Below are 25901 nucleotides of genomic sequence, written 5' to 3' on the forward strand. Positions count from 1 at the left end.
CTAATTGTTGAATAGTAGGCATTTAATTGCTTTTTATTTTAGGGTGCAAAAATAGGAATATTTTTTTAATCTGCAAACACTTATATAAAAATTAAAATCAATTACTTACATCAAAAACGAAACACGTTTCAGTATGACAAGCAGGGAAGCATAATATACAGACGGAAAATGCACAGAAGTAAATCTGTTTTTACGCTTAAAAAATGAATATTAAATAATTATGAAATTTACCCCGGGAAAGATTTCTATAATTTTCAGTTTCCAAAACAAGGTCCGGACATAAAATCCGATACATCCAAACTCTTTTAAAAAACTTTCTTATAGTTATCATCTATTAATAATCAACTGTGTTCGGCACGATATTTCGTAAATTTGAAATACAAATGATAAACGCATTGAATCACCATTCTCTTTTCGCTTTTTAACGGAAGCCGGTGATTGAATTTAATCTTAAAAATAAATATATACATATGAAAAATGCTAGTATTATTGGCCTTAAAGAAGCCGACTGCAAAAAAATCTCAGAAAAATTAAATGTACTCTTAGCCAACTATTCTGTATTTTACCAGAATACAAGGGGTTCACACTGGAACATCAAAGGCGAGCAGTTCTTTACCCTTCATCCGAAGTTCGAAGAGCTGTACAACAGTCTTGTTTTAAAGATTGATGAAATTGCTGAAAGAATTCTGACGTTAGGAGCAACACCGGCCCATAACTATTCAGATTACTTAAAGGTAGCAACCATTAAAGAAAGTAAAGAAGTAACTGACGGCACAAAAAGCGTTGAGCAGATTCTAAGTTCATTCAAAGTAGTGATTGACCTGCAGAGAGAGCTTTTGGATATTACGGATGAAGCAGGAGATGAAGGTACCAATTCTCAGATGAGCGACTATATTACAGAGCAGGAGAAAGAAGTTTGGATGTATAATTCATATCTTGGAAAATAACTCCATCAAAAGCATGGATATATTTCAAAAAAATCGCCTTACATTTAGGCGATTTTATTTTTTATTTTTATATTTGCGTTAAAATTACACATATTATGAATAACGTAAGACTGAATTCTATTCTGGATAATGATTTTTACAAAATAACCATGCAGAATGCCGTGGTAAAATTATTCCCAAGTTCTATTGTAAAATATGAATTCATCAACAGGGGGAAACACCACTTTCCGGAAGGATTTGACGTTGCTTTAAGAGAAGCCGTAAATAAAATGGCTGAACTTAAACTTACGAAAGATGAAAAAAAGTTCATGGCGAGAACCTGTCCTTATATAGATCTACCCTATCTTGATTTTTTAGAAGGCTATCATTATGACCCGTCTGAAGTGAAAATTCATCAGGAAGGAGGCGATCTTTCCGTTATTGTTGAAGGACTTTGGTACAGAACCATCCTCTGGGAAGTTCCGCTGCTGGCCCTGATCAGTGAGCTGCATTATGAAATGAACCACATGGAAAGAGATTCTAATGAAGTGGTCATGAGCAAAACGCTGGAAAAAGCGGATTCATTAGGCAGACTTGGAGTAACCTTTGCAGAGTTCGGAACCAGAAGAAGACATTCTTATAAGGTACAGAATCTGGTAATGGAAGCTTTGACTCAGAAAAAGGATTCTACTTTTATCGGAAGTTCGAATGTTCATTTTGCAATGAAATATGGGGTTAAACCCATTGGAACCCATGCCCACGAATGGTTCATGTTCCATGCTGCAGAATATGGATTCAAAATGGCTAACGAAATGGCTCTGGAACATTGGGTAGATGTATACAGAGGAGATCTTGGAGTGGCTTTATCTGATACTTATACTACTGATGTTTTCTTCCAGCAGTTCGATAAAAAATTTGCAAAACTTTTTGATGGTGTACGTCATGACAGTGGTGATGCGCTGGAGTTCGCAGACAAAACAATTGCCCACTATCAAAAAAATGGCATCAATCCTATGTTTAAATATATTATTTTCTCTGATGCCTTAAATCTTGAGAAAGTGGAAGAAATTACCAACTACTGCAGAGGAAAGATTGGCATTTCATTCGGAATTGGAACCAACTTAACCAATGATGTAGGATTAAAACCAATGAATATCGTCATGAAGCTTATTGGCGTTCAGGCTCCTAATAAGGAATGGATTCCTACGGTAAAGCTTTCCGATGAACATGGTAAATACACTGGAGACCCAAAGATGATTGAACTGGCGAAAGAATTTTTAAGAATTAAAAACTAAAATATGAATTTAAAAATTTCCCTCACAATTACTTTTCTGGCCGCAGGATTATCATTTGCCCAGCAGAAAACAGAAAAGCCAAAATTCAATCAGGAACTGGCTACATCTTTAGGGGCAGACAAATACGGCATGAAACCTTATACTATCATTATGCTGACAACAGGTACCGCCAATATTGAAGATAAAGCCAAAATGAGTGAACTTATGAAAGGACACATGAGCAATATCGGCAAACTGGCCAATGAAGGCAAAATTGTAGTAGCCGGACCTTTCCTTGAAAAAAATAAAGAGAACTACCGCGGCATGTTTATCTTCAACACCAAATCGAAGGAAGAAGCTGAACAGTGGGTAAAAACAGATCCTGCAGTTCAGGCCGGCGTTTTCAGCTATGAAATTTTCCCGTGGTACGGATCCGCTGCTTTACCTTTATACCTTAAGCATCATGATGAAATTGCAAAAGAAAATCCTTAAATAAAGCAGAAAAGAATCAGCTTTTCTTTCAGAAATAAACAAAACATATTTTTAACTTTCTGCATTTCAAATAATTACCAATAAAAACACGTAAATATTTCTTGTTTTAATGAATTAATTTAATTACTTTAGCTATTGAGTAATTCAGCTTACTTATTTAATTGTGAGTAAGTTATACACCAATACAAACTAAAATTAATCTCATGAAAAAACTGAAATTTACAAAACTTACAAGAACAGAACTGAAAGATGTATTCGGAGGAACATTGTATCCGGCACAATGCCCGGGAGGATGCCATGGGGAAGCGATGATCCGATGTCCTGACGGCACCACCACGATGACGAATTTTATATGCATAGGGGGAACCTGCCAGCCGGCAGCAATGTGCAAGCCATTGGTTCTTGAACCTTTCCCTGATCCGATTATCATCACTCCATAATCTGATGAATAATAAAGTGAGCTTTCCGGCTCGCTTTTTTAGTATCTTTAAATAAACAAAACTCACCATGAAAACCATTGAGGAAGTTCTGAAAAAGCTGGATGAAATCATTATCTGGTGCAAAGAAAACCAAAGTCCGGCAGGATATTTTGCATGTACCTATAGAATAATGACCGCACAGGTACTGAAAGGAATCCGGCAGAAAAAATTTGAAGACAATCCCAGAATGACAACACTTGATATTGCTTTTGCACAGAGGTATCTTCAGGCGTGGGACAGCTACAGCAAAGGAGAAAAATGTACCAACTCCTGGTATATTGCCTTTGAAGCGGCTAAAAACAAAAACCTGCTGATCTTGCAGCACATATTTCTGGGAATGAATGCGCACATCAATCTGGATCTGGGTATTTCTGCTGCTGCTATTATGCCTTACCGGAAAATTAATCCTTTGAAAAAAGATTTTGAAAACATCAATAATGTTATCGCTTCCATCAACCAGAATGTGCAGGATTCACTGAACAAAATATGTTATCCTGTAGATCTTGTTGACAAACTCTCCAACGGAAAAGATAATGCTGTTCTTGGTTTTGCCATATCCAAAGCAAGAGATACATCATGGGCAAGCGCGGTTATTGCATCCAATACCCCCAATTTTTTAAGAGAATCTGTAATCGGTATTATAGATTATGCAGCGGCAAAAGTCGCCACACAAATTCTGAATCCGAAAATTCTCACTCCTACCCTTTTAAAAGAACTTAAAAAATGTGAAAGCAGTGATGTGGTGAAGAATATTGAAATTTTAGAATCTACAAAGAACTCATAAAAAAGGCCGGGATCTTCCTCACGGATCCCGGCCTCATAATGAACAAAATAAAAGAAACTATATTGCTTCCTTATGCTTTTTACGATAGGCATAATGAAAAATAATCGGCAGTATTGTAAATGACAGCAGCATACAGATGATCAGTCCACCTACAATCATGATAGCTAAAGGCTTTTGAATTTCAGAGCCCATTCCGTTTGACAATGCTGCAGGGAGAAGTCCCATAGAACCCATCAATGCAATCATCACCACCGGGCGGATTCTACTTTTCACACCTTGTGCTATAGATTCTTTGAGCGACATTCTGTTTTGGAAATTTTCCTTCATCACTCCAATCAGGACAATACCGTCTATGGTTGCCACTCCGAAAAGGATAATGAAACCGATTCCCGCAGAAATCCCGAAGATGGTTCCCGTAAACCAAAGGGATAAGAATCCTCCGATAAACGCAAATGCCAGTGTAATGGATGAGATCAGCGTGTCTTTTATATTTCCGAAGTTAAAATACAACAGCATCAGAATTAAAACTAAAGAAATCGGTACTACCATAGCAAGCTGTTTTGCCGCTCTTTCTTTGCTTTCAAATTCTCCGGCCCAGGTCATTTTATGATTTTTCGGAAGCTTTACTTCTCTATCTACTTTCGCTTTAGCTTCTTTGATGGTACTTCCGAGATCACGTCCTTCAATATTAAATCCAACTCCGATATATCTGCTGTTTCCTTCGCGGTAAATAAATGACGGCCCGGTATGATAATCAATGGTTGCAATTTCTTTCAACGGAACTTTTTTATTGTCCTGAGTCGGGATCAGAATATTTCCCATTTTTTCAGGAGTATCTCTGTAATCTTTTTCAAATCTAAGCATCACATCAAACATTCTTTCCTGTTCGTAAAACTTGGTGGCAGCCTGTCCTCCGATCGTCATTTCAATCACAGCCTGTGCATCTGCGGTGGAAACACCATACTTTGCCATTTTGGAGTCATGAAGCTGTATTCTTAATTCCGGAAGTCCGATATTTTTGAAAACGTTTACATCTGATATTCCGGAAACAGTTCTGATGGAATTGGCTACTTTATTGGCATAATTTTCAAGCTCGAAAAGATCGTTTCCAAAAATTTTAATGACCAACGGAGCTTTTACTCCTGCTACATATTCTTCCACATTATCCTGTATCGGCTGACTGAATCCAAAGTTAATTCCCGGATATTTCTCAAGAGAAACCCTCATTTCTTCAAGGAGTTCCTCCTTGGATATTTTTTTCTTCCACTCATTTTCAGGCTTCAGCTGAATATTAAATTCGATATTAAAGAAACCTGTAGGATCAGTACCATCGTTGGGACGGCCGGTCTGGGTCATGACAAATTTCACTTCATCGTACTTCATGAGAATCTCTTTCATTTCTTTCGTCAGCCTTACCGATTCATCCAGATTGACGCTGTTTGGAAGTGTGGCTCTCACATAGATTGCTCCTTCGTTAAGTTTGGGTAAAAATTCAGATCCGTAATTGGAAAATCTCCATCCACATACTGCAAGCAAAACAACGAAACCAATAATAAATCCTTTTTTATGGCGGTCACTGAATTCGTAGATTCTGTAAATGTTAACTCTGAAAAATCTGGAAATAAAATTTTCTCTCTCTTCAATATTCTTAGTCAGGAGCAGTTTACACATTGCCGGAACATACGTCAAACTTAAGATCAAAGATCCTAACAATGCATATCCTAACGTAAATGCCAATGGAGAGAACATTTTTCCTTCAACTTTCTGGAAAGAAAAAATAGGCATCAGGGCAACGATAAGGATCAATAAGGCAAAGAAAATATAACTTGCGACACTTCCTGCACTTTTCTTGATGATTCCCAGCTTTGAAATTTTGTTGAATCTCCGCAGTCCTATCTTTTTTGCTTTAAGCTCGAGGGCAACAAAGACATGTTCCACAATAACCAATGTCCCTTCCAGAAGCAGTCCGAAATCCAGTGCTCCCATGGAAATCAGGTTGGCCGGCAGTCCCTGAATTTTCAGCATAATGATAGCAAACAGAAAAGCCAAAGGAATTACTGATGCTACGATGAAAGTTGTTCTCCAGTTGTAAAGGAAAATAAATACAATGATGGAAACCAGAATAACACCTTCAATAAGGTTTTTGGAAACGGTATGAACTGTTGTATTCACAAGCTCTGTACGGTCAATGATCGGAATAATCTGAACATCACCGGGAAGCTCTCCTCCGTTCAGCTGCCCGATTCTTTCCTTCAGCCTTGCAATCACCTCACTTGGGTTTTCACCGCGGAGCATGATCACAATTCCTTCTACAACATCATTTTCCTTATTATATCCTACCTGTCCTAATCTGGGTTTTGCAGAAACTTTTACTTCGGCAACGTGTTTCACCAGGATGGGTGTAGAGCCTTTTACTTCAATCTGAATATTCTCAATATCTTCTTTTTTCTCCAAAAGACCAATCCCCCGCACCACATAAGCCTGATCACCTTTTGCCACTACATCTCCACCTACATTGATATTACTCTTCGAAACCGCTTCATACACATCCAGGGGGGAAAGGTCGTAATTGTGTAATTCTGTAGGATTAATTTTTATTTCATATATTTTTTCTTCGCCACCAAAGCTTACAACATCAGCAACACCAGGAACGGCCAGCAATTCTCTTTCTATTACCCAATCCTGAATAGAGGTAACTTCTTTGATCGGAAGTTTACTTTTAATGATATACCGGTAAATTTCACCAGTTGCCCCGGAAGGAGGCTCAATGCTGTATTCTGCTCCGGCAGGAAGCTCTACATTTCCCAGTTTATTGGAAGCATATTGCTGTGCATAGAAATCATTGACATGATCATCAAAAATAACCGTCACCACAGATAATCCGAATAATGAAATAGAACGTACCAAAGTTTTATTCGGGATGGCATTCATTTCTTTGGAAATAGGTAAGGTGACAAATTTTTCTATCTCTTCAGCACTTCTTCCCGGCCATTGGGTAATGACTCTCACTCTTGTATTGGTAACATCCGGAAATGCCTCAATGGGAGTATGTATATAGGAATAGATTCCTCCGGCAAGCAATAGAAAAGTTCCCAAAAGAACAATCAATGAGTTTTTTAAAGAGAAGGAAACTATATTCTGTACAAATTTTCGCATTACTTCTTGGAATTATTTAATTGGTTTTTCAGGTTTTCATAGATCAGCAGCCCATTGGAAGCAATGACGTTTTCACCTGGTTTTAAATTTCCTTCTACATAAATATACCGGCTGTTGGAAGCAATCTCGGTAACCGGTCTTATCTCAAGCTCACAGTCTTTCTTGTAAACAACCACGTAACTTTGGTTATTATCAAAGATCATAGCCTTTGCAGGAATAGCAAGTGCGCTTTTGTTTTGTGAATTAATGGGTAATACAACATCTGCAGACATTCCCGGTCTCAGTTTCATTCCATTATTATCCATAATGATTTTGGCTTTGAGTACTCTTTCGTTTTCATTGAAAACCTGGGAAATATTATCAATCTTTCCGGAAAAACTGTCATCAGGATAAGCTAGAGTCTTCACTACTACAGGCTGGTCTACATAAATGTGTCTCATATTGGTAGCATACACATTCGCCATTACCCACACTTTATCCAGATTGGAAATGGTAAACAGCTGATCTCCTCCTGCAGTAACCGGCATTCCTTTGGAAATATTCTTTGAAATAACATATCCGTCAGCAGGCGCTTTTATCTGAATCGTGCTTCCGCCCGCTGAATACAGCTGCATATTTTTCTGTGTCTTGGAAATATTGGATTGTAAAATGGCCACTTCAGAACGTGCTTCCTGTAAATCTTTCTGAGAAGCAATATCATCCTTATACATCGCTTCTACAGAAGACAGCTTTCTTTTTGCCACTGCCAGCTGAGCCTGTAAGGTCTGGGTGTCGTCCTGCATTTCATTGACAGCTGTACTTTTTACACTGGCCAACGTTTGTCCTTTTTTCACATAATCTCCAAGGGAAAAGTAAGTATCTATCACTACTCCATCCACAAGGCTTACAAAAGGAACCGTCTTATCAGAATTACTTTCCACTTCTCCGGTAAGTGTAATGCTTTCTTCTATGGGAAGCATTTCTGCTTTTACTAGTTTAAGGTCTTTCTTAAGCTCTTTACTGATGCAATAGGCTTTTTCTGTTTCTTTATTTTCTGCTTTTCCGGCACAGCCTGTAAAAATGATGAGGGCAGACAGGTAAGCCACAGCAATGTACTTGGTCATATTTTTGTTCATATCTTATAAATCTTGTCCTACAACATACTGCAGGTTTTCGTAGTATTGGTTAAGTTCTTTTTTTGTATCCAGGATGATCATTTTGTTTCCGATATAGGTTTCCAGAAAATCCATATATTCCAGCATGCTGATATTCCTTAATCTGAAATTTTTCTCGTGGCTTACCAGCAAACCGTCCAGCGTAGGTTCGTAATTGTCATCAATTTCTTCTGATACCTGCTGTGTCCGGATATAGTTTCTGAAAACAGAGACAATTTCATTCTCAGATTTCTGCACATTTTTACGGGTCTCAAGTTTGCTTTTCTCAATCTCCAGTTTAGCTTCCTGAATATTTCCTTTGTTGCGGTCGAAAATGGACAGATCCACAGAAACCCCCAATCCTATAAAATCTTTCATGATATTTCCTCCACGGTCGTATCCAATAGAAACTGCAACGTCCGGTGTTTTCATTGCATTTTGAATTTCCAGGTTTTTGGCGGCATGCTTCTCTTTATTTTTTGCGATCATGATATCCGGGCGGTTTTCTTTTGCCTTTTCCATCCATTGATTTACCTCCAGCTCTGAAATTTGTTTTTCAGGCATAGTGAATGAATCTGAAATGACCAGATAAGATTGTGAAGGCAGCATTAATAAAGCCTTCAGTTCAACCTGCTGATCTTCAATTTCCTGTTTTAATGAAATCAGTTTCTTTTTGAACTCAATTTCCTGTGCTTTTAAGCGGACATATTCAGCTTTACTGATGTTGCCAAGGTTTAATTGGTTATTATAGGATTTTGTTAATTTCTCGATGGAAGCAATCTGTCCCTGGTAGATTTTCTGCTGTTCCTGATTATAAAGAATCTCCGTGATTGTATTTCTGAGTGTTTTCTTAAGCTCACGCAGAACTTCCTGCAGTTCATACTTTTCCCCTTCTACTTCTATTTTCTGAAGTTCAATATTTTTTCGTCTTTTACCCGCAGTCTGAATCACCTGTTCTATCTCAGCAGAAACCTGGGTGTTTTTTCCCCAGTTTCCGATCAATGCCGGCTGCTCTTCAATATCATAGGTTCTCCATAGATTGACTTCGCTGATACTTAATTTGGGATTGGGCCAGTATTTAGCCTGAACGGCTCTTGCTTCGGCTTGTGAAATCTCAAGTTTCTGCGCAATAAGGTCAAGGTTTTTAGCCAGAAAAATAGTCTCAGCTTCCTTTCTGCTGATTTTCATAGTATCTGAAATCTGCGCTGAAAAGAAACTGAAACAATGAATATAAAATAGGGTTAAAAATAGCTTCTTCAAGATCTTTTATTTTAAGACCACAAAGCTATTTGTCTAATATTAGAGGGAATTTTAAAGAAAATTAAAATTGGGTTAGTTCAACATTAGAGTTTGATTAGAACTTTTTTAAAACACGAAAAACACAAATCTTTTCACAAATAACACGATTATGAATGGGCAGGAAATTCCAGATGAACATTAGTTCCCACATTGACCGTAGAATCAATTTTCATCACAATATGATGATGGTCAAAAATACTTTTTGAAAGTGATAAGCCAATTCCACTTCCTTTAATGGTATCCACATTTTTTCCTCTGTAAAACGTTTCGGATATTTTCATCAGATCATCTGACGGAATCCCTCTTCCTTCGTCTCTTACTTCAATATACAGCTGAGCATTTCTCTCTGATAAAGTAATAATCACAGGTTTATCATAAGAATACTTGATGGCATTTTCTACAATATTATATAAAGCCAGATACAGCAGCGTTTCATTTCCTGGAAATTCAAGCAAAGCGGGTTGGGTTACCTGAAGCTGAATTTTAATGAAGGAATTATTTTCTTTCGCTTTGGGCTCCAATTTCTCGTAGATTTTCCAGACCAGCTCATCTACCCTCATTAGCTTATGAGAAGATTCAAGTTTCGTCATTCCTGACATCAGTAAAAGGTTGTTGAGAATATTTTCAATCTCATATACATTGTCCAGAGACTCTTTTGCTACTTTCTTATATTCTTCCGGTGTACGGTCTTTTTGCGCGAAAACTTCCAGATTTCCGGAAATGGCAGCCAGAGGTGTTTTAAATTCATGGGAAACATAGTTGATAAAATTCTGCTGTAAGAGTACACTCTCAGAAATTCTGCCCAGCAGCTTATTGTAGGATTTAATAAGATCTTCAACTTCATCATTGGTATTGGTAGAAGTAATTGCTGTAGAAATATTATTATAATCCACTTTATTGATGCGTTCCACAACATTGGAAATAGGTTTATAAACTACTTTCGAAAGATACCGGCTCAGAAAATAAATCGCAAGCAAACCAATGACCAACACTGAAAGCATAATAATGGACAGCCTTAATATCTGAGATTGAAATGAATCGTTGGATGATTTTACAAAAACAACAAAATCACCCTGGTTATCCGGATAAAAAATCCCATAATAGAATTGGTTATCAGACATAAACTGTATTCCTTTATTATTCCGGACAGCCTGTAAATGGGAAGGTTTTATATTCTGATCATTAAGGTTATGACCAAAGGTAACCTCGTTATTCTGATTATACACCGCTACCCTGTTATTCTGGATCAGATGATTATATTCTTTTTTGATCTGGGCATGGCGGTCTTTCGGAAGTTCATCTTTTTCGAGATAATAAATAGCAGAAATCAGAGCCGTATTGCGCAGCTTTTCAAAATAAAAAATTTTGGTACTGTCATAATAGGCAAAGAATATCACCGCAGATGTAATGATAGAAACAATGCCGAATGAAAGGCTTGAAATAAGGGTAAACCTGTTTCTGAGTGTCATGATCAGTCTTTAATCAGATAGCCGGTTCCTTTCACCGTATGGATAATCTTCTGTTCTGTCTCGTCGATCTTATTACGGATGTAGGAAATATAAACATCCACTACATTCGTTGTATTATCAAAATCAATACCCCAGACTTTATGCAAAATCTGGGTTCTGCTCAGCACTTTATTTTTATTCTCCATCAGGAAAGTAAAAAGTTTGTATTCAGTTGGAGAAAATTCTATTTCTTTATCATTCTGAGTCACCTTATGAAGATCTGTATCGATAGTGATATTGCCGCATGATAAATATTGATCTTCTTTCTGATAGCTCAGTTTATTCCTTCTGGTTAAAGCTTTAATTCTTGAAATCAGTTCTTCAAAATGGAAAGGCTTTGATAAATAATCATCCGCTCCCATATCCAGCATCTTAATTTTATCATCAGGACTGTTCAGGGCGCTCAAAACCAGAATAGGAGTGTAATTTCCTTTGAATCTTATAATTTGTGTTAGCTGCATACCATCCAGCCCCGGAAGCATGATATCCATTAAAATAATATCAAAATCATAGGTATGAAGAAGTTCACGTGCTTTTTCACCTGAATCGGCAAGGGTTATATTGTAACCGGCCTCAGAAAGGCCTTTTATCAGAAAATTGCTGATTCTTTGATCATCTTCTACCAACAAAATATTCATAAGTCTCTGAAATTTCCCATAAATATAGGTATTCTAATTAAGAAAGAAGCTGGAGGCTGGAAGAGAGAAGTAATGGAGCTCTGGTAAATTGTCTCAGCCATTTCATCAATTTTTTATAATAGTAGAACAAACAACTATTATTACCCATGCAGCTTCCAGCCTTTTTTCATAATTTTGAAAGATGGAGATGATATATTTAATTATCGGATTTGTTGCCGGCGGCTTACTGGGAGCCATTATACTGTATTTTGCATTGAGATCATCAACGGTATCAAGGAGTTCTTATGATGCACTGAACACCTTATCTATTAAAACTCAGTCTGAGCTTGAAAACTCGAACCTGAAAATTCAGGAACTTACACAGAACATCAGTCAAGAAAAAGAAGCCAATATGCTGCAGCAGGATTTACTGGATGACCTGAAAAATGAGTTTTCTAAAATCTCCGCCGAATATTCTTCTTTAAACATGCAGTTTCAGGAACTAAAACAAGTCAGTCAGAAACAAATTTCACAGATTGAAACCCATATCATGGAGAAACAGACACTTTTTGCTAAAAACTCTGAACTTCTGGCAAAAAATGAAGGCCTTCAAAAGTCTCTTGATACCCAGAAAGAGGAAATCATCAAAATTCAGGAAGAGTCTAAGCTCCAGTTTGAAAACCTGGCCAATAAAATTCTGGAGGAAAAAACAGAAAAATTTACGGCTTTAAACCAAAACAACTTAAAAAATATCCTAGAGCCTTTTCAGGAAAAAATCGCTGATCTAAAGAATAAAGTCAATGAAGCTTACGAAAAGGAAAATAAAGAACGTTTCTCCCTGGCAGAAAAAGTGAAGGAGCTGGCAGAACTGAACCAGCAGATTTCTGAAGATGCCAAAAAACTCACCCGCGCTCTGAAAGGAGAAAGTAAAACACAGGGAAACTGGGGTGAAATGATCCTGGAAAGTATTCTTGAAAAATCCGGACTGGTAAAAGGAAGGGAATATTTCCTGGAACATGAATTACGTGATGAAGATAATAATGCTTTATTCTCAGAATTTTCAGGAAAAAAAATGCGTCCGGATGCCGTTGTAAAATATCCTGATGAAAGAAATGTTATTATAGATTCCAAGGTTTCACTTACTGCTTTCACAGAACTGGTAGACGAAACCGATGCCGATGTTTATGCTATAAAGCTAAGCCAGCATCTTGGTTCTATCAAGAATCATATTAATCAGCTAAGTCAAAAAGCGTACGATGATTATGGAAAATCATTAGATTTCGTGATGATGTTTATTCCTAGCGAACCTGCTTATATTGCAGCAATGCAGGCAGATCAGAATCTCTGGAACTATGCTTATGAAAGAAGAATCCTCCTACTCAACCCAAGTAACCTGATCACTTCCCTGAAGCTGATCGCCGATCTTTGGAAACGGGAGTATCAAAACCGGAATTCTATGGAAATTGCCGAACGCGGAGCCAAGCTCTATGACAAATTTGTAGGCTTTGTAGAAAACCTGGAAAAAGTGGGCCGAAATCTTGACCAGGCAAAGAACGTATATAATGAGGCATACAAACAGCTTCATACAGGAAATGACAACCTTGTCATTCAGACTCAGAAGCTGAAATCATTGGGGATTAAAAATAAAAAAGACCTGCCACAGAGCCTTATTGACAACAGCAATCTTATTGAACCTTCAGAAAGCTAAAACTCCATGAAAAAGCCATTTGCCATCATCATTATAAGTATTTTTATTTTTATACTCTCTCTTCCTTTTACAGCAGTATATACGGAACCCCATAATGTGGATGGGTTGACCTGCCTGTTATTAGGATGGGCAGAAATGAGCGGTGGAGGCATCGCATGGATGGCCAATCCTCTTCTTGTTACAGCAGCTTTTTTGCTTTTGATGAAAAAGACAAAAGCATCGTTAGTGATCAGTCTTCTCGCGTTGCTTCTTACTTTATGTTTTTTAACCGTGAAGGAAATCACTGTTGATGAAGCAGGTCATCAGAATCCGATAACAGGCTATGGCCCGGCTTATTACTTATGGATAGCAAGCTGCATTTCAATGATTTCAGGGAATATTATTCTTATTAGATCCGCTGGGCAAACTCATATTTCCAAATAAAGTGCTGTTCAAAACGATCTTGGAAAACCTTTTTATCAAAGCCAGGGAAGTTCAATTATAAATTTTGCATAATTTTGCAGCATGTTGATAGAAAGTTTCCAGAACGATAAAATAAAAAATGTCACTAAGCTCCTTACTGACAACAGATTTCGTAAAAAATCAAAAGTTTTTGTAGTAGAAGGCCAACAGGAAAATGAAAGAGCCATTCAGTATGATTTTGAACCCCTGGAGTTCTTCATCTGTGAAAGTATATTCAAAGGAGCCGTTCCCAATGGAAAAATCCATTACGTAAGCGAGAAAGTATATGAAAAAATAGCTTACAGAGAAAGTTCAGAAGGAATTATCGGGGTTTACCATGCAAAGGAAACACCTCTTTCATCATTTGTTCCCCAAAAAGATTCTACAGTAATTATTGTTGAAGGTGTAGAAAAGCCAGGAAATCTTGGTGCAATTTTAAGAAGCTGCGAAGCATTTGGAATTGATGCACTGATCGTTGCTGATGGAAAAACGGATTTCTATAACCCGAATGTCATCAGATCAAGTGTAGGATGTCTTTTCGGAATGGAAGTGTATCAGGCTGAAAATGCAGAAACATTCGAATTCTTGCAAAAAAACAACTTTAATATCTATACAACGCTTATGGATGAAAGTGCTGAAGATCTTTATAAGAGAGATTTCAGACAGCGTTCTGCTGTGTTATTCGGTACGGAACATTCCGGATTAAGTGATTTCTGGATCGGAAAAGGAAAAAATACCCTGATTCCTATGACCGGAAGTATTGATTCCCTGAATCTGAGCAATGCCGTAGCGATTACCTGCTATGAATCTTTGAAACAGAAGAAGGGCTAACTATATTTGGCTATTCCTTGTTGAATTTTGTTATTAATGAGATTACTCCGCCTTTGACTCGCAATGACTAAGCATAAAAAAACCGCTTCACTGAGTGAAACGGTTCTTTTATTGTTAAGCGTATGCTAGAATTATTTCTTAGCAGCGTCTTTTGCAGCATCTTTAGCAGCGTCAGCAGCACCTTTAGCAGCTTCTCCAGCTCCTTTAGCAGCATCTTTAGCAACTTCAGCACCAGCAGCAGTTGTAGCAGCAGCAGCATCTTTAGTAGCTTCTACAGCAGTAGTTGCAGCAGAATCAACAACTTTAGCAGCAGAATCAGAAACTACAGCAGCAGAATCAGCTACAGTAGCAGCAGCAGAATCAGCAGCACCTTCAGTAGAAGTAGCTTCAGTTTTTTTACAAGCAACTAGAGAGATTGCAGCGATAGCAGCTACGAATAATGACTTTTTCATAATAAATTAAATTTAATTTTGTTAATATTGTTTTATAAAATTTTCTTCTGTTCTGTTATTTGAACAAGACAAAGGTAGAGCAGTTAGAAAGTTTGTCTATGAAAAATAATTGTAATACCTTTGTAAAATCGTTTTACAAAGAAACGCAACTGATAATCAACAATTTAATTATTTTTTGAAAAATTGACAGATTTAGATCTATTACACTTTGAGCAACTGAAAAAGGAAGTTCAGAGCCAATACTTAAAAGAATATACCCCATCACAGGATGATATTTCCAAGTGGAAGGGTATAGATATTATATATTTTCAGGAAGACCTGCGGAAAAAAGCAAAAGGTAACATCAGTGAAAAGTCATTTTACACTTACTTTAAAACTTCACCGGTTACCAAATTACCCAGAATAGATATGCTCAATTTATTGAGTATTTATGCGGGTTATGACTCCTGGTACGAATTCAAAAAACAGCATCTCTTTGCCGGTGAATTATTGCAGGAAAATGAAAATCTTGACGAAGAAGAAATTGATGAACTGGAGAAAACGGTTTCTGAAGCTCCTGAACTTCCAAAAACTGAAAATCAGCCTAAAAAAATCGAGATCCACACCCCGGAAAATACTGATTTACAAAAATCAATAACTGAAAATCAAACAGTTAAACAAAACAATATTACAACAAATGAAACTGAAATTTCATCTGTTCCGCCTAAGAAAAATTTCTTCAAAAAAAACGCCTGGGCACTTGTCACTTCAGTTTTGATTACCATAACCGGCCTTTTAGGATTTAAAGATGTACTTTTCTCGAAAACATATAAATATTGCTTCATCGATAAAGACAGAGGAGTTTCTGTGATCAACACTTTAGAAATAATGGTAGTGAAAGAAAATGAATCTCCGCTGATGTATAAAATAAAGCCAGGAGAGTGTTTTTACTATTCTACCAAGGATAAAAATTTAAAAATGCGGATCAGCGCTCCTTTCTACGAGCCTCTGGAAGTAAACAGAAACCTTGAAAATGCTCCTGAAGAGGAGAAAATAGAATTAAAGCCGGATGATTATAAGATGGCTGTTTATTATTTCTCTATAAAAGATATCAAGGGAGGAAATCCGGATGAACAGGTAGCTCTTATAAAACAGAAGAGAAACCAGTTGGAAAACCTAATCAGCAACAATGCGGTAATTTATCAAGTATATGATAATGATACTTATGGTATAGAAAGCTTGAATAAGCAGAAATATATCACACTGGTAACCACCCCAACCACCTCTCTGAAAAACCTGAATGTAATAGAAATGAAAAAGGATAACAAAGGTAAGATTGTATCCATTAAATTTAAAATTGCTACCACAGATGAAAAGAATAAATAATTTTTTAATTTTCACCATGCTTCTGACTTTATTTATTGCCTGCAATAATAAGACTTCAGAGGTAAGCGACCTCGATAAACTACGAAACAGCAACAATGAAAAAAGCTATCCTGCTGTACAGATGGACAGTATGCAGGCCATTAACTCCATCACCAAACAGAAAGTCCAGGAGCTTTTAGACCTGTCAACCCTTTACCTGAGTGGAAACAGAAATACAGAAATAGACACGGTCATCTATTCCCAGATGGAAAGCTACTTCCACAAGCCTGATTCCCTTACTTTTAAAAGGCTACTGAAAGAGCTGGACAGTATGAAAGTGAAAACAGCAAAGGTGAGCAACCTGAATGTTTATAAAGAATTTTATAAAAAGGACACATTGGATTATGCCAAATTTAATGTAGAATACTTCGATAATAAGAACAAATCTCTGGGAAGCTTTGAAAAGAATGCGCAGTACATCTTGCTGTCTACTTCAAAACTTAAGAAAGAATTTAAATTTTACTTTTTAGATTTTTATTCCAAACCGCTTAAAAAAGACAGCACTTCTGCAGGAGTAACCAAATAGTCCAGAGGAATATCATTTTCCCAGACATCATCCACATATTCATCGGGATCAAAATAATTGATTCCGATTTTTTTTGTCTCAGGAGAAATACTTTGAAACAGTCCGTCATAAAATCCTTTTCCATACCCTACCCGGTTCCCTTTTCCATCACAATACAAGAGGGGTGTAATGACATAATGAAAATAATTTTCACCGGAATCTTCATTGGAAACAGGTTCTGTAATCCTCCAGCTCTTCGTTTCATAAAGAGTATCTTCAAAAATCTCTATATTGATGAGTTTATCAGCAACAATCTTAGGGACATAAACCCGGATATTTTGCTCCAAAAAATACTTTATGAAGATTTGGGTATCAATTTCCCTTCTTGCCGGAATCGGGATGAAAATATGTACTTTCTCCCCTACTTTCGGTTTGAAATACTTAATGAAATTTTCAAAAATCTTCTGTGATAACAAGAAAGCCTCATCATCAGACAAGGCTTTTCTTTTTTGGGTATATTTTTTTCTAAGCTCAGCTTTCAGCATAATTATCGAGTTGTTTTAACTGAAATAATTGTTACAAGACAGGCTTTGGATTATGCGTTCTCCAAAATTCTATACAGCTTATCAGACAGACGAACTCTGAACGGAAGCTCGAAAGTGATCTGATCTCCCGGTTTTGCAGTTTCACAAGGACCTCCGTTGGCGTAGATCTGAGTAACAGTAACTTCCTGCTCTCCCGTTGTAGGACCTGAAATCAATATTTTATCTCCTACTGACAGGCCTTTGTTTTCAATTAAGAACTGTGCAATTTTTGATTTTGAATAGTAATGTTCCGCTTTTCCGATCAGCTCTTTTTTAACAGCAATCTTCTGGCGGATATTTTTAGTTTCAGCTTTTGCCAGAGGCTTGTCCGGTAAATCACCTGATTTTTTAAACTTCAAAGCATCCGATTTTCCTTTTCTGAACACTTTATTTCCAACCTGCAGTCCTTTTCTCAGCTTTACCTGCTCATCCCAAGGCAAATGTATGATGTCCAGACATTCTGTGGAGCAGCAGTTTTCCATTGCAGCTTTACATTCATCACATTGGATAAATAACAAATGACAAGCGTCGTTAGCACAGTTCGTATGGTTATCACAAGGCTTACCACACTGGTGGCACTGTGCAATAATATCATCTGTAATTCTTTCCCCCAAGCGGTGGTCAAATACAAAGTTTTTACCAATGAACTTACTTTTGATACCTTCTTCTTTTATCTGGCGTGTGTATTCAATGATTCCACCTTCCAGCTGGTAAACATTTTTGAAGCCCTGATGTTTGAAGTAAGCACTGGCTTTTTCACAACGGATACCACCGGTACAATACATCAACAGGTTTTTATCTTCTTTAAAATCCTGAAGCTGTTCATTGATAATCGGTAAACTTTCTCTGAAATTTTCCACATCCGGTGTAATGGCTCCTTCAAAGTGCCCCACTTCACTCTCGTAATGGTTTCTGAAGTCTACAACAATGGTATTAGGATCTTCCAGCATATTATTGAATTCCTGAGCTTTCAGATGAATACCTTTATTGGTAACATCAAAAGTTTCATCATTCAAACCGTCAGCAACAATTTTGTTTCTAACTTTTATGGTTAATTTTAAAAAAGAATAATTGTCCTGATCTACCGCTACATTCAAGCGGATACCTTTCATGAAGTCATAAGCTTCCAGCGTATCACGAAAAGCCTCAAACTGGTCTGCAGGAACACTCATCTGAGCATTAATTCCTTCAGTAGCGACATAAATACGGCCAAGGGCATCCAGTGCATTCCAGGCTATAAATAATTCGTCGCGAAATTTTTTGGGATCTTCAATTTTGGCATACGCATAGAAAGACAAAGTAAGGCGGTCTTTACCGGCTTCATCAATAAGTTTAGCTCTTTCTTCTGCGCTTAAGGTGTTATACAGTTGCATGCTATAAACGTTTTAAGTGAGAATAAAATTTTTGCAAAGATAATCATTTAGAATTAAATTGATTGATGATAAGAATCACAGCTATATCAATAAGTGATAAGCAATGGATATTAAATAATGCCTTACCCTGAGAAAGTCTGACATATTTTCCTTAATTTTTTTTAAGTTTTGTTAACTGTGACATTAACAATTATGATTTAAGACACAAAATAATATAATAGCCGTTAAATTTTAGTTAAAATTGAAACATAGCATACTAATTGCTTACTTATTTAACATTAAATTTGTTTACTCAAAAACATAAAAAAGAAATTAATTAATAAACAAGAAAGATATACAATGAAGAGTACTTTAAAAAAACTATTACCATTTGCAGTAGTTGGGGTAATTTCCGGAGCTACTACCGTTGGAGCTTTACAATATTTCGGACCTGGTTCCAACAATGGAGATCAATCTTATTTTACAACAGCCGCGCCTAACACTTCGTTTGCGGGAATGAACACGGCAGCTGTAGGTGATGACTTTGTAAAAGCAGCTAAAACAACCGTTCCGGCTGTAGTTACCATTAAAAATTATCAAAGCAGAACTTCAAGCAGAGCCTCAGAGCAGGATTTGTTTGATTTCTTCTTCGGAGATCCTTTCGGGGGAAGAGGCCAGCAGAGACAGAAGCAGCAGCAGGCTCCTGATAATATGCCATCAGGGATGGGTTCAGGGGTAATCATCTCGCCGGATGGTTATATCATTTCCAACAACCACGTGGTGGCCGGAGCTAATAAGCTGGAAGTTGTATTAAGCAACAAAAAATCATATATTGCTACTTTGGTAGGTACAGACCCTAACACGGATATCTCTTTATTAAAGATTGAAGAAAAAGGTCTACCTTATCTGAATTTTGCCAACTCTGACAATATTGATGTAGGACAATGGGTACTTGCAGTAGGAAACCCGCTTGGGTTAAACTCTACCGTAACAGCCGGTATTGTTTCTGCTAAAGGAAGAGGTATCGGAATTTTAGGAAGCCAGGGAAAAGCGGCTAACCCTATCGAAAGTTTCATCCAGACGGATGCTGCCATCAACCCGGGTAACTCTGGAGGTGCTTTGGTGAACACTAATGGTGAACTTATCGGAATCAACTCAGCAATTCAGTCTACTACAGGATATTACCAGGGATACGGATTTGCGGTTCCTTCCAACTTAGCAAGAAAAATTGTTGAGGATATCAAGAAATTCGGAATTGTACAGCGAGGATTCTTAGGAGTTCAGTCTCTGGATCTTTCGAATGATCAATTGGTAAGCTCTTACAATCAGCAATATAAAACGAACCTAAAAGTAGGGTCCGGAATCTATATTACAGGATTTGGCGAGAACAGTGGCGCTGAAGATGCTGGCTTGAAAAAAGGTGATATTATTACGAAAGTAGATACTTATGACATTACTGATTTCGCAGACCTTTCTATGTCTATCGGAAGCAAACGTCCGGGTGATAAAGTACAGGTAACTTATCTGAGAAATGGTAAAGAAGGAACGACTAACGTAACGCTTAGAGACCAAAAAGGCGGAACTTCCACAAGAACAAAAGCAGATCTTAGCGTAACTGAAAAAATAGGAGCTGAGTTCCAAAGTATTGATGACAGAACAAAGGCATACTATGGCTTAAATAGCGGAGTTGTTGCCAAAAATGTCTTAGAAGGAGGCGAAATGGCCAAAGCTGGAATTGTGGATGGTTACATCATCACAGAGATCAATGGTAAACCTGTAAACTCTCAGAAAGATGTAGAAAGTTTATTGAATAAATTCTCCGGAACCGCACAAATAAAATACATGGACGACTACGGAAGAAATTACCAGAGAGGTTTCAAAATGCCTTAACCAAAGAACTAAATTAGTTTTTCATATCAACAAAAAACGCTGCAGATCTCTGCAGCGTTTTTTGTATTTATTATTTATTACTTGTTCATTTTTTCGGCAATTCTTTTCTTCTTATTGCGCTCGTAAATCACTTCTACAATCTTACCTCCGATCCAGGAAAAAGGAAAGAATGTAAGGAAAATAGAAATCTTATAAAATGTAGGATGATAAGGAAAAATAATTACATCCAGCATTGCGATAAAGAGCATAATAAAACCGATCAGAATAGCATAGGCTACTTTAGCATATTTAACGATGATTGCAGTCGCAACTCCTCCGATAGTAGTCCCCAGTCCGGAAATAAACAAAAGGAAGCCGAAGAATGCCTTATCATCTTTCATACTGAAAAGAAACCTCTGCCAGTGCTCAAACGGAGCAAAAGCCTCAAAAGTTACCCATTGCGGAAAAGCCCTTATACCAAGAGTGATAATAAGCCCGGCAATACCAAGGCCTATCAGAACCGCAATTGTATTTCTTATAAAGTTCATTAATCCTGATGTGCAATCATAGAAATTTCGATATCCACGTTTTTAGGCAAGCATGAAACCTGTACTGTTTCACGGGCAGGATAGCTTTCAGAGTCCAGGTAAGAAGCATAGATATCATTCATTACAGCGAAATCATCCATATTCTTTAAGAAGATTGTAGCTTTTACAACGTTTTTGAAAGTCATGCCGGCTTCAGTAAGGATCGCTTCAAGGTTTTTCATTACCTGGTGCGTTTCTTTTTCAATTCCTTCAACCAATTTTCCAGTTGCAGGATCTACAGGAATCTGTCCGGAGATATACAAAACTCCGTTTGCCATATTAGCTTGTGAATAAGGCCCGATAGCTGCAGGTGCATTAACTGTGTTGATTACTTGTTTCATATGCGGATATTTAATTTTTTTCTAAGTTCATAGACTTTCACTGCCTGTTAAATTCATTGATATTTAAATCTGCCAGCAGTGTTTGCATTAGAATTTCTTTTGGTTGCAAATATAAAATTTATATTCACAAATGCCAATCTGATATTAGAAAGGCGCATTAGGCTGGGTAAAGCTTCTGTCTTTGTACTTCAGTGCATCACTTAAGATATTGGCTTTGATGCCGATAAAGAAGTCGTATACTTTATACTGTCCGAAAGGAACCCAGTTGAAATTGATCGTAAAACTTCGCTGATCTCTTGAAAAACCAATTCTTGTATATGCCAGTTCTTTGGTCACCATATCATAATGGGTGCTTCCGTTAATATTCCAATAAGGCGTCAGCTTGATACTGCCATCTAATCCTAAGGATGCAATTTTATTACCAAATCTGCTCAGTCCTTTGGAATATGCATAATTGGCACTGATATTTAAAGTCCATGCCTGATCAAAATGCGCATAATGATCATCATCAAAATAATAGTTTTCATTTCGGACCTCTCCCTTAGAAGAATACTTTTTGGCGTAATCTGTTTTTTCTCCAAAAATCTCGCTGCTTAAAGGATAAGACAGCTGAACGTTGAATCCCTGTACACTGAAGTGTCCGAACTGCTCTGTTCTTATTCCTGTGTCCTGTCCTGGAATGAAATCAATTTTATAAGGTTCAAGAGCAAGACTGGTATTAACAGTTAATTTATTATTGAAAAAAGAAGACTGTCCGTTGATTGAAAATACAGACCAAGGGTGGTCTTTAGCAGCGAAGTTATAGCTTCCCGCAAGGTTTAAGGATTCAAAAATCTTGATTTTCTTCACTCCTGTAGAATCACTCTTAGACTTTATTTTCATCTCGATATTGTTACCGATATTAAAGCCTAAAGCTCCCTGCATTCCGCTTGACGGGCTTCCGATGATCCCTTTTTCAAAAATAGAGTAAGGTGTCAATGCCCCGGTAGCATTATAATAGTTTCTGTAGTAACCGAAATTAGGACTTGAGAAATCCGGAGAATATGTGAAGCTTACACTTGGAGTCATCATGTGTCTTACCGCTTCCACCGCTGAGCCTTTTTTGAACTTCAGCATTCCGTACAATGTAGTCTGAAGACTGGCAGAAGTAGAGAATGTAGAGTATCCGCTAAAATTTTTCTTAATCTCATCAACAGTTACATTTTTTACAGGATCGTAATACCTGTTCAGTGTTTTTGTAGTCAGAGCATTATCAATATTGGCACTTAAGCTGAATGTAAAGTATTTAGCCACCGTTGTATTGGTTGCCAGTGCGATATTATTTTTAAGCCCGGTCTGCATTTTATCCCACATTTCTTTTTTAAACAACTCATTTTCCTGAGTATTTACGAAATTGGTAAGGTTAAATCCGGTATTTACCGTGATATTTTCAAGAAGTCCCTGTCTGATTCCTGTTCTTGATTTAAACAGATAGAACTGATTAATCGCTACGTTCATCTGCGGAAGACGAAGGTCTGCCAATCCTGTTGCAAAGTTCTGTGAATAAGATGCCGTTCCCGTAATAGTCATCGGAAGCTTCAGAAATCTTTTGGTAAGGGTAACCGTAGAGTTCTGCTGGGTATTCAGTACATTCTGGTTGAAAATGTAATTATTGTTAAGCGGGTTATTATAGAACTTGGTACTTACAATGTCCACAGAAGCACTGAATGTAAGGAAAGGGTTGGCTTTGGAATCCTGAGAGTGGGTCCAGTTGATTCTGTATGTACTGTTTTTAGTATAATCATCCAGACCTTTGATTCCTCTTACCATGGTACCGATATCTGCCGTAAAGTTTCCGGAGTAACGGTATTTCTTCTGGTAATTCACCTGGGGGCGCAGGTTCCAGCTTCCTTTGGTATAAATATCTGCTAAAACTTTAAGGTCAAAATGTTCCCCGATAGGCTGGTAATACCCTATCCCGTTCAGGAAGAAACCTACGTCTTCCCTTTCCCCGAAACTTGGGATCAGAATACCTGCTGCCCTTTTATCAGAGAATGGTAAAATGGCAAACGGAAGGTAAAGAGGGGTAGGAACCTGTTCAATAAACATCTGGATAGGCCCTGTTACGATCTGGGATTTTGTTTTGGTTTTAATCAGCTTAATATTGTAAGCTCTCATAAAATAATCCGCTGCAGTATCTTTTTTCTTGATAAAGTAATCATCCGTTGTATAATCCGCTTTTCTCATCGCGAATACGGAATCGTTGTACTTTTTAGTTTTCTGAGCTATAATTACCCCTTCACTTTCTTCTGTTCTTGCATTGAAAGCAATGGCCTGTTTCGTTTTTGTATTGTAACTGAACTCGTTGGTTTCGTATTTTTTTCCGGCCTGTGTTGTAATGACAGGTTCAATAATTTTTCCCAGGGAGTCCTGCTTTCCTCTTGCGTAGATCAGATTTTTGTTATCATCAATAGAAATATAATCCGCATCAATCTGCATATCCTGATATTTTACCTGCGCATTTTTATTCAGGAATGTCATTTTTTTCGGAACATCTCTTCTCTGATCGTCTGCTTTTGTACGAAGAACATCATTCAAAGACTCTTTTTTTACAACTATGGTATCCTTTTTGGAAATAGTATCATTAACCGCATTTTTAGGCAATTTTTCAGGAGTTTTCTGTGCTAAAAAATTGTTAAAAATTAGGATAATTAAAATTTGTAATATATTTTTGAAGACGGTTTTGGCCAATTTTATACTATATAATTAAGGCCCAAAATTAATATAATTTTTATAACTGTAAGATGCACAAACAAAATTTTAAAATAATTTTATCATTTCTCCTTATCCTTGCCAGTAACTTTATTTTCTCTCAGAAGAAGTTTACGATCGTTTTGGATGCCGGACACGGAGGAAGTGATCACGGGGCCAACAGGACCTATTCCGACATCGGAAGAATTGCCGAAAAAGACATTACACTTGCTATCACCTTAAAAGTGGGTGCCATGTTAGAAAAAAACAGAGATTTCAAAGTAATTTATACCCGAAAAATAGACGAGTATCCATCTCTGTCCGACAGGACAAACCTGGCCAACAGGAGCAAAGCAGATCTTTTCATATCTATTCACTGTAATTCTTCTCAAAGACCTACAGCTTATGGTACAGAAACTTATGTACAGGGACCTAACCAGAATAACGAAAACCTGGAGGTAGCCAAAAGGGAAAATGATGTGATCTTCCTGGATGAAAAGGATAAGCAGATCTTTGGTTCTTATAACCCTGATTCTCCGGAATCTCTGATCGCTTTGAAACTTCAGCAGAGTAAATATCTGGAATCAAGTCTTCTTTTGGGAGGATTGGTGGAAGATAACTTTGTGAATAAGGACAAAAGATCCTCAAGGGGAGTATTCCAGAAAAACCTTCATGTTCTCCGTATGAATGCAATGCCATCTGTACTGATAGAAACAGGATTCATCAATCACCCTGAAGAAAGTCACTATATTGCTTCTGACAAAGGACAGACTGAGATTGCAGAAAGTATCTACAATGCTGTTATCGATTATAAAAAAGCAATTGACAGAAAATCCGGCGGCTCTATTGCTGTCAGAAAACCTGAGCCTGAAAAGCCTGCTGAAGTTCCTCTGAAAAATGACTTCAGAATCCTTCTGATGAGCTCTCCTATGAAATACAATGAAAATGATCCAGCCCTTAAAGGTCTGAACTATATCCTTACTCTTAAAGAAAATGGACAATATAAGTATTATTATGCTGTAACCAATCTGGCTTCGGTGAAAGATATTAATCTTAAAACCGCTAAGGATGCAGGATTCAGAAATGCTTTTGCCGTTGGATTTATGCCTAATCAGAGGATCAATATGGGTTATTATACAATAGAAGTATATGCCGGGGATAAGCTGAATGGCAACTCTTATATTCTTCAGAACCTGAAAGATGTGGAAAGAGAAAAAGACAATGGAGTATTCTATTATACCTATGGAAAAGTGTACACATTGGAGGATGCAGTGAAGCTTCAGAAGGAGCTCGAGGCTAAAGGCATCAAAAATACAGTGATACAAAAAGTCTACAAATAAATCCGGAAATAATTTTGAAGTTAAAAAGTTAATTATTACTTTTGCAACCTCAAAATTTGGCCTATTCGTCTAGTGGTCAGGACTCAAGA

The 25901-nt window shown here is 37.3% G+C and carries 23 protein-coding genes; 12 read left to right on the forward strand and 11 right to left on the reverse strand.

The genetic code is table 11. The features are described 5' to 3' along the window. Positions 1 to 470: 470 nt before the first annotated feature. The 5 genes from ACE3RB_RS16885 to ACE3RB_RS16905 all read left to right on the forward strand — a co-directional run bounded on the left by ACE3RB_RS16885 (position 471) and on the right by ACE3RB_RS16905 (position 3955). Positions 471 to 947 carry a Dps family protein gene (locus tag ACE3RB_RS16885; RefSeq protein WP_079240229.1) on the forward strand — a complete coding sequence of 159 codons (477 nt, stop codon included), beginning with the start codon at positions 471 to 473 and terminating at the stop codon, positions 945 to 947. A gap of 95 nt (positions 948 to 1042) precedes the next feature. Beyond that, positions 1043 to 2221 (forward strand): nicotinate phosphoribosyltransferase, encoded by a 1179-nt coding sequence (pncB, locus tag ACE3RB_RS16890; protein ID WP_374465288.1) that lies wholly within the window; start codon positions 1043 to 1045, stop codon positions 2219 to 2221. 3 nt (positions 2222 to 2224) lie between these two features. Continuing rightward, entirely contained in the window at positions 2225 to 2692 is a 468-nt protein-coding gene (locus ACE3RB_RS16895; RefSeq protein WP_374465289.1) for a YciI family protein, read from the forward strand. Positions 2693 to 2895: 203 nt separating this feature from the next. Then, the gene (locus ACE3RB_RS16900; protein ID WP_374465290.1) at positions 2896 to 3132 is read left to right on the forward strand and encodes a hypothetical protein; all 237 of its coding nucleotides are present in this window, start codon (positions 2896 to 2898) and stop codon (positions 3130 to 3132) included. Between the two features lie 67 nt (positions 3133 to 3199). After that, positions 3200 to 3955 (forward strand): DUF5995 family protein, encoded by a 756-nt coding sequence (locus ACE3RB_RS16905; protein WP_374465291.1) that lies wholly within the window; start codon positions 3200 to 3202, stop codon positions 3953 to 3955. Between the two features lie 57 nt (positions 3956 to 4012). Here the strand turns inward: ACE3RB_RS16905 and ACE3RB_RS16910 are convergent, their stop codons facing one another. The 5 genes from ACE3RB_RS16910 to ACE3RB_RS16930 form a co-directional block, all read right to left on the reverse strand. After that, positions 4013 to 7111 carry an efflux RND transporter permease subunit gene (locus ACE3RB_RS16910; protein WP_374465292.1) on the reverse strand — a complete coding sequence of 1033 codons (3099 nt, stop codon included), beginning with the start codon at positions 7109 to 7111 and terminating at the stop codon, positions 4013 to 4015. Further along, positions 7111 to 8214: an efflux RND transporter periplasmic adaptor subunit gene (locus tag ACE3RB_RS16915; protein WP_374465293.1), complete on the reverse strand. Its 1104-nt coding sequence runs from the start codon at positions 8212 to 8214 to the stop codon at positions 7111 to 7113. Before ACE3RB_RS16915 ends, ACE3RB_RS16910 begins: the two co-directional genes overlap by 1 nt. Positions 8215 to 8229: 15 nt before the next feature. Then, positions 8230 to 9432, reverse strand: coding sequence for a TolC family protein (locus ACE3RB_RS16920; RefSeq protein ID WP_374465295.1), 1203 nt, complete (start codon positions 9430 to 9432; stop codon positions 8230 to 8232). A 218-nt stretch (positions 9433 to 9650) separates the two neighbouring features. After that, positions 9651 to 11012, reverse strand: coding sequence for an ATP-binding protein (locus tag ACE3RB_RS16925; RefSeq protein ID WP_374465297.1), 1362 nt, complete (start codon positions 11010 to 11012; stop codon positions 9651 to 9653). Between the two features lie 2 nt (positions 11013 to 11014). Then, positions 11015 to 11689: a response regulator transcription factor gene (locus ACE3RB_RS16930; RefSeq protein ID WP_374465298.1), complete on the reverse strand. Its 675-nt coding sequence runs from the start codon at positions 11687 to 11689 to the stop codon at positions 11015 to 11017. Positions 11690 to 11870: 181 nt separating this feature from the next. Here ACE3RB_RS16930 and rmuC point away from each other — a divergent pair, with 181 nt between their 5' ends. From rmuC to ACE3RB_RS16945, 3 genes are all read left to right on the forward strand, one after another. Next, positions 11871 to 13376 (forward strand): DNA recombination protein RmuC, encoded by a 1506-nt coding sequence (gene rmuC / locus ACE3RB_RS16935; RefSeq protein WP_374465299.1) that lies wholly within the window; start codon positions 11871 to 11873, stop codon positions 13374 to 13376. 6 nt (positions 13377 to 13382) lie between these two features. Next, positions 13383 to 13799 (forward strand): hypothetical protein, encoded by a 417-nt coding sequence (locus ACE3RB_RS16940; RefSeq protein WP_332388336.1) that lies wholly within the window; start codon positions 13383 to 13385, stop codon positions 13797 to 13799. Between the two features lie 81 nt (positions 13800 to 13880). After that, positions 13881 to 14648: a TrmH family RNA methyltransferase gene (locus tag ACE3RB_RS16945; protein ID WP_374465300.1), complete on the forward strand. Its 768-nt coding sequence runs from the start codon at positions 13881 to 13883 to the stop codon at positions 14646 to 14648. A gap of 131 nt (positions 14649 to 14779) precedes the next feature. Here ACE3RB_RS16945 and ACE3RB_RS16950 read toward each other — a convergent pair whose 3' ends face one another. Next, positions 14780 to 15100, reverse strand: a complete 321-nt coding sequence (locus ACE3RB_RS16950; RefSeq protein ID WP_374465301.1) for a hypothetical protein — start codon at positions 15098 to 15100, stop codon at positions 14780 to 14782. A 183-nt stretch (positions 15101 to 15283) separates the two neighbouring features. On the opposite strand from ACE3RB_RS16950, the gene ACE3RB_RS16955 reads away from it, so the two are divergent. Beyond that, complete coding sequence (locus ACE3RB_RS16955) at positions 15284 to 16465, forward strand: hypothetical protein (RefSeq protein WP_374465302.1); 1182 nt, start codon at positions 15284 to 15286, stop codon at positions 16463 to 16465. Next, positions 16449 to 17030, forward strand: coding sequence for a hypothetical protein (locus ACE3RB_RS16960; protein ID WP_374465303.1), 582 nt, complete (start codon positions 16449 to 16451; stop codon positions 17028 to 17030). Before ACE3RB_RS16955 ends, ACE3RB_RS16960 begins: the two co-directional genes overlap by 17 nt. Here ACE3RB_RS16960 and ACE3RB_RS16965 read toward each other — a convergent pair. Beyond that, positions 16979 to 17554 carry a 5-formyltetrahydrofolate cyclo-ligase gene (locus tag ACE3RB_RS16965; protein WP_374465304.1) on the reverse strand — a complete coding sequence of 192 codons (576 nt, stop codon included), beginning with the start codon at positions 17552 to 17554 and terminating at the stop codon, positions 16979 to 16981. The genes ACE3RB_RS16960 and ACE3RB_RS16965 overlap by 52 nt on opposite strands. A 50-nt stretch (positions 17555 to 17604) precedes the next feature. Beyond that, the gene (locus tag ACE3RB_RS16970) at positions 17605 to 18966 is read right to left on the reverse strand and encodes a rhodanese-related sulfurtransferase (RefSeq protein WP_374465305.1); all 1362 of its coding nucleotides are present in this window, start codon (positions 18964 to 18966) and stop codon (positions 17605 to 17607) included. Between the two features lie 339 nt (positions 18967 to 19305). On the opposite strand from ACE3RB_RS16970, the gene ACE3RB_RS16975 reads away from it, so the two are divergent. Next, positions 19306 to 20835: a trypsin-like peptidase domain-containing protein gene (locus ACE3RB_RS16975; RefSeq protein ID WP_374465307.1), complete on the forward strand. Its 1530-nt coding sequence runs from the start codon at positions 19306 to 19308 to the stop codon at positions 20833 to 20835. Positions 20836 to 20912: 77 nt separating this feature from the next. On the opposite strand, the gene ACE3RB_RS16980 is transcribed toward ACE3RB_RS16975, so the two are convergent. The 3 genes from ACE3RB_RS16980 to ACE3RB_RS16990 all read right to left on the reverse strand — a co-directional run bounded on the left by ACE3RB_RS16980 (position 20913) and on the right by ACE3RB_RS16990 (position 24472). After that, positions 20913 to 21362, reverse strand: a complete 450-nt coding sequence (locus ACE3RB_RS16980) for a hypothetical protein (protein ID WP_002983085.1) — start codon at positions 21360 to 21362, stop codon at positions 20913 to 20915. Beyond that, a complete protein-coding gene (locus ACE3RB_RS16985; protein WP_041461978.1) occupies positions 21362 to 21742 on the reverse strand; it encodes a RidA family protein in 381 nt (126 codons plus the stop codon). Before ACE3RB_RS16985 ends, ACE3RB_RS16980 begins: the two co-directional genes overlap by 1 nt. A 144-nt stretch (positions 21743 to 21886) precedes the next feature. Further along, the gene (locus ACE3RB_RS16990; RefSeq protein WP_374465308.1) at positions 21887 to 24472 is read right to left on the reverse strand and encodes a putative LPS assembly protein LptD; all 2586 of its coding nucleotides are present in this window, start codon (positions 24470 to 24472) and stop codon (positions 21887 to 21889) included. A gap of 53 nt (positions 24473 to 24525) precedes the next feature. On the opposite strand from ACE3RB_RS16990, the gene ACE3RB_RS16995 reads away from it, so the two are divergent. Further along, complete coding sequence (locus ACE3RB_RS16995; protein ID WP_374465309.1) at positions 24526 to 25812, forward strand: N-acetylmuramoyl-L-alanine amidase; 1287 nt, start codon at positions 24526 to 24528, stop codon at positions 25810 to 25812. Positions 25813 to 25901 lie beyond the last annotated feature (89 nt).

It is taken from the genome of Chryseobacterium sp., assembly GCF_041914225.1.
GTDB lineage: Bacteria > Bacteroidota > Bacteroidia > Flavobacteriales > Weeksellaceae > Chryseobacterium.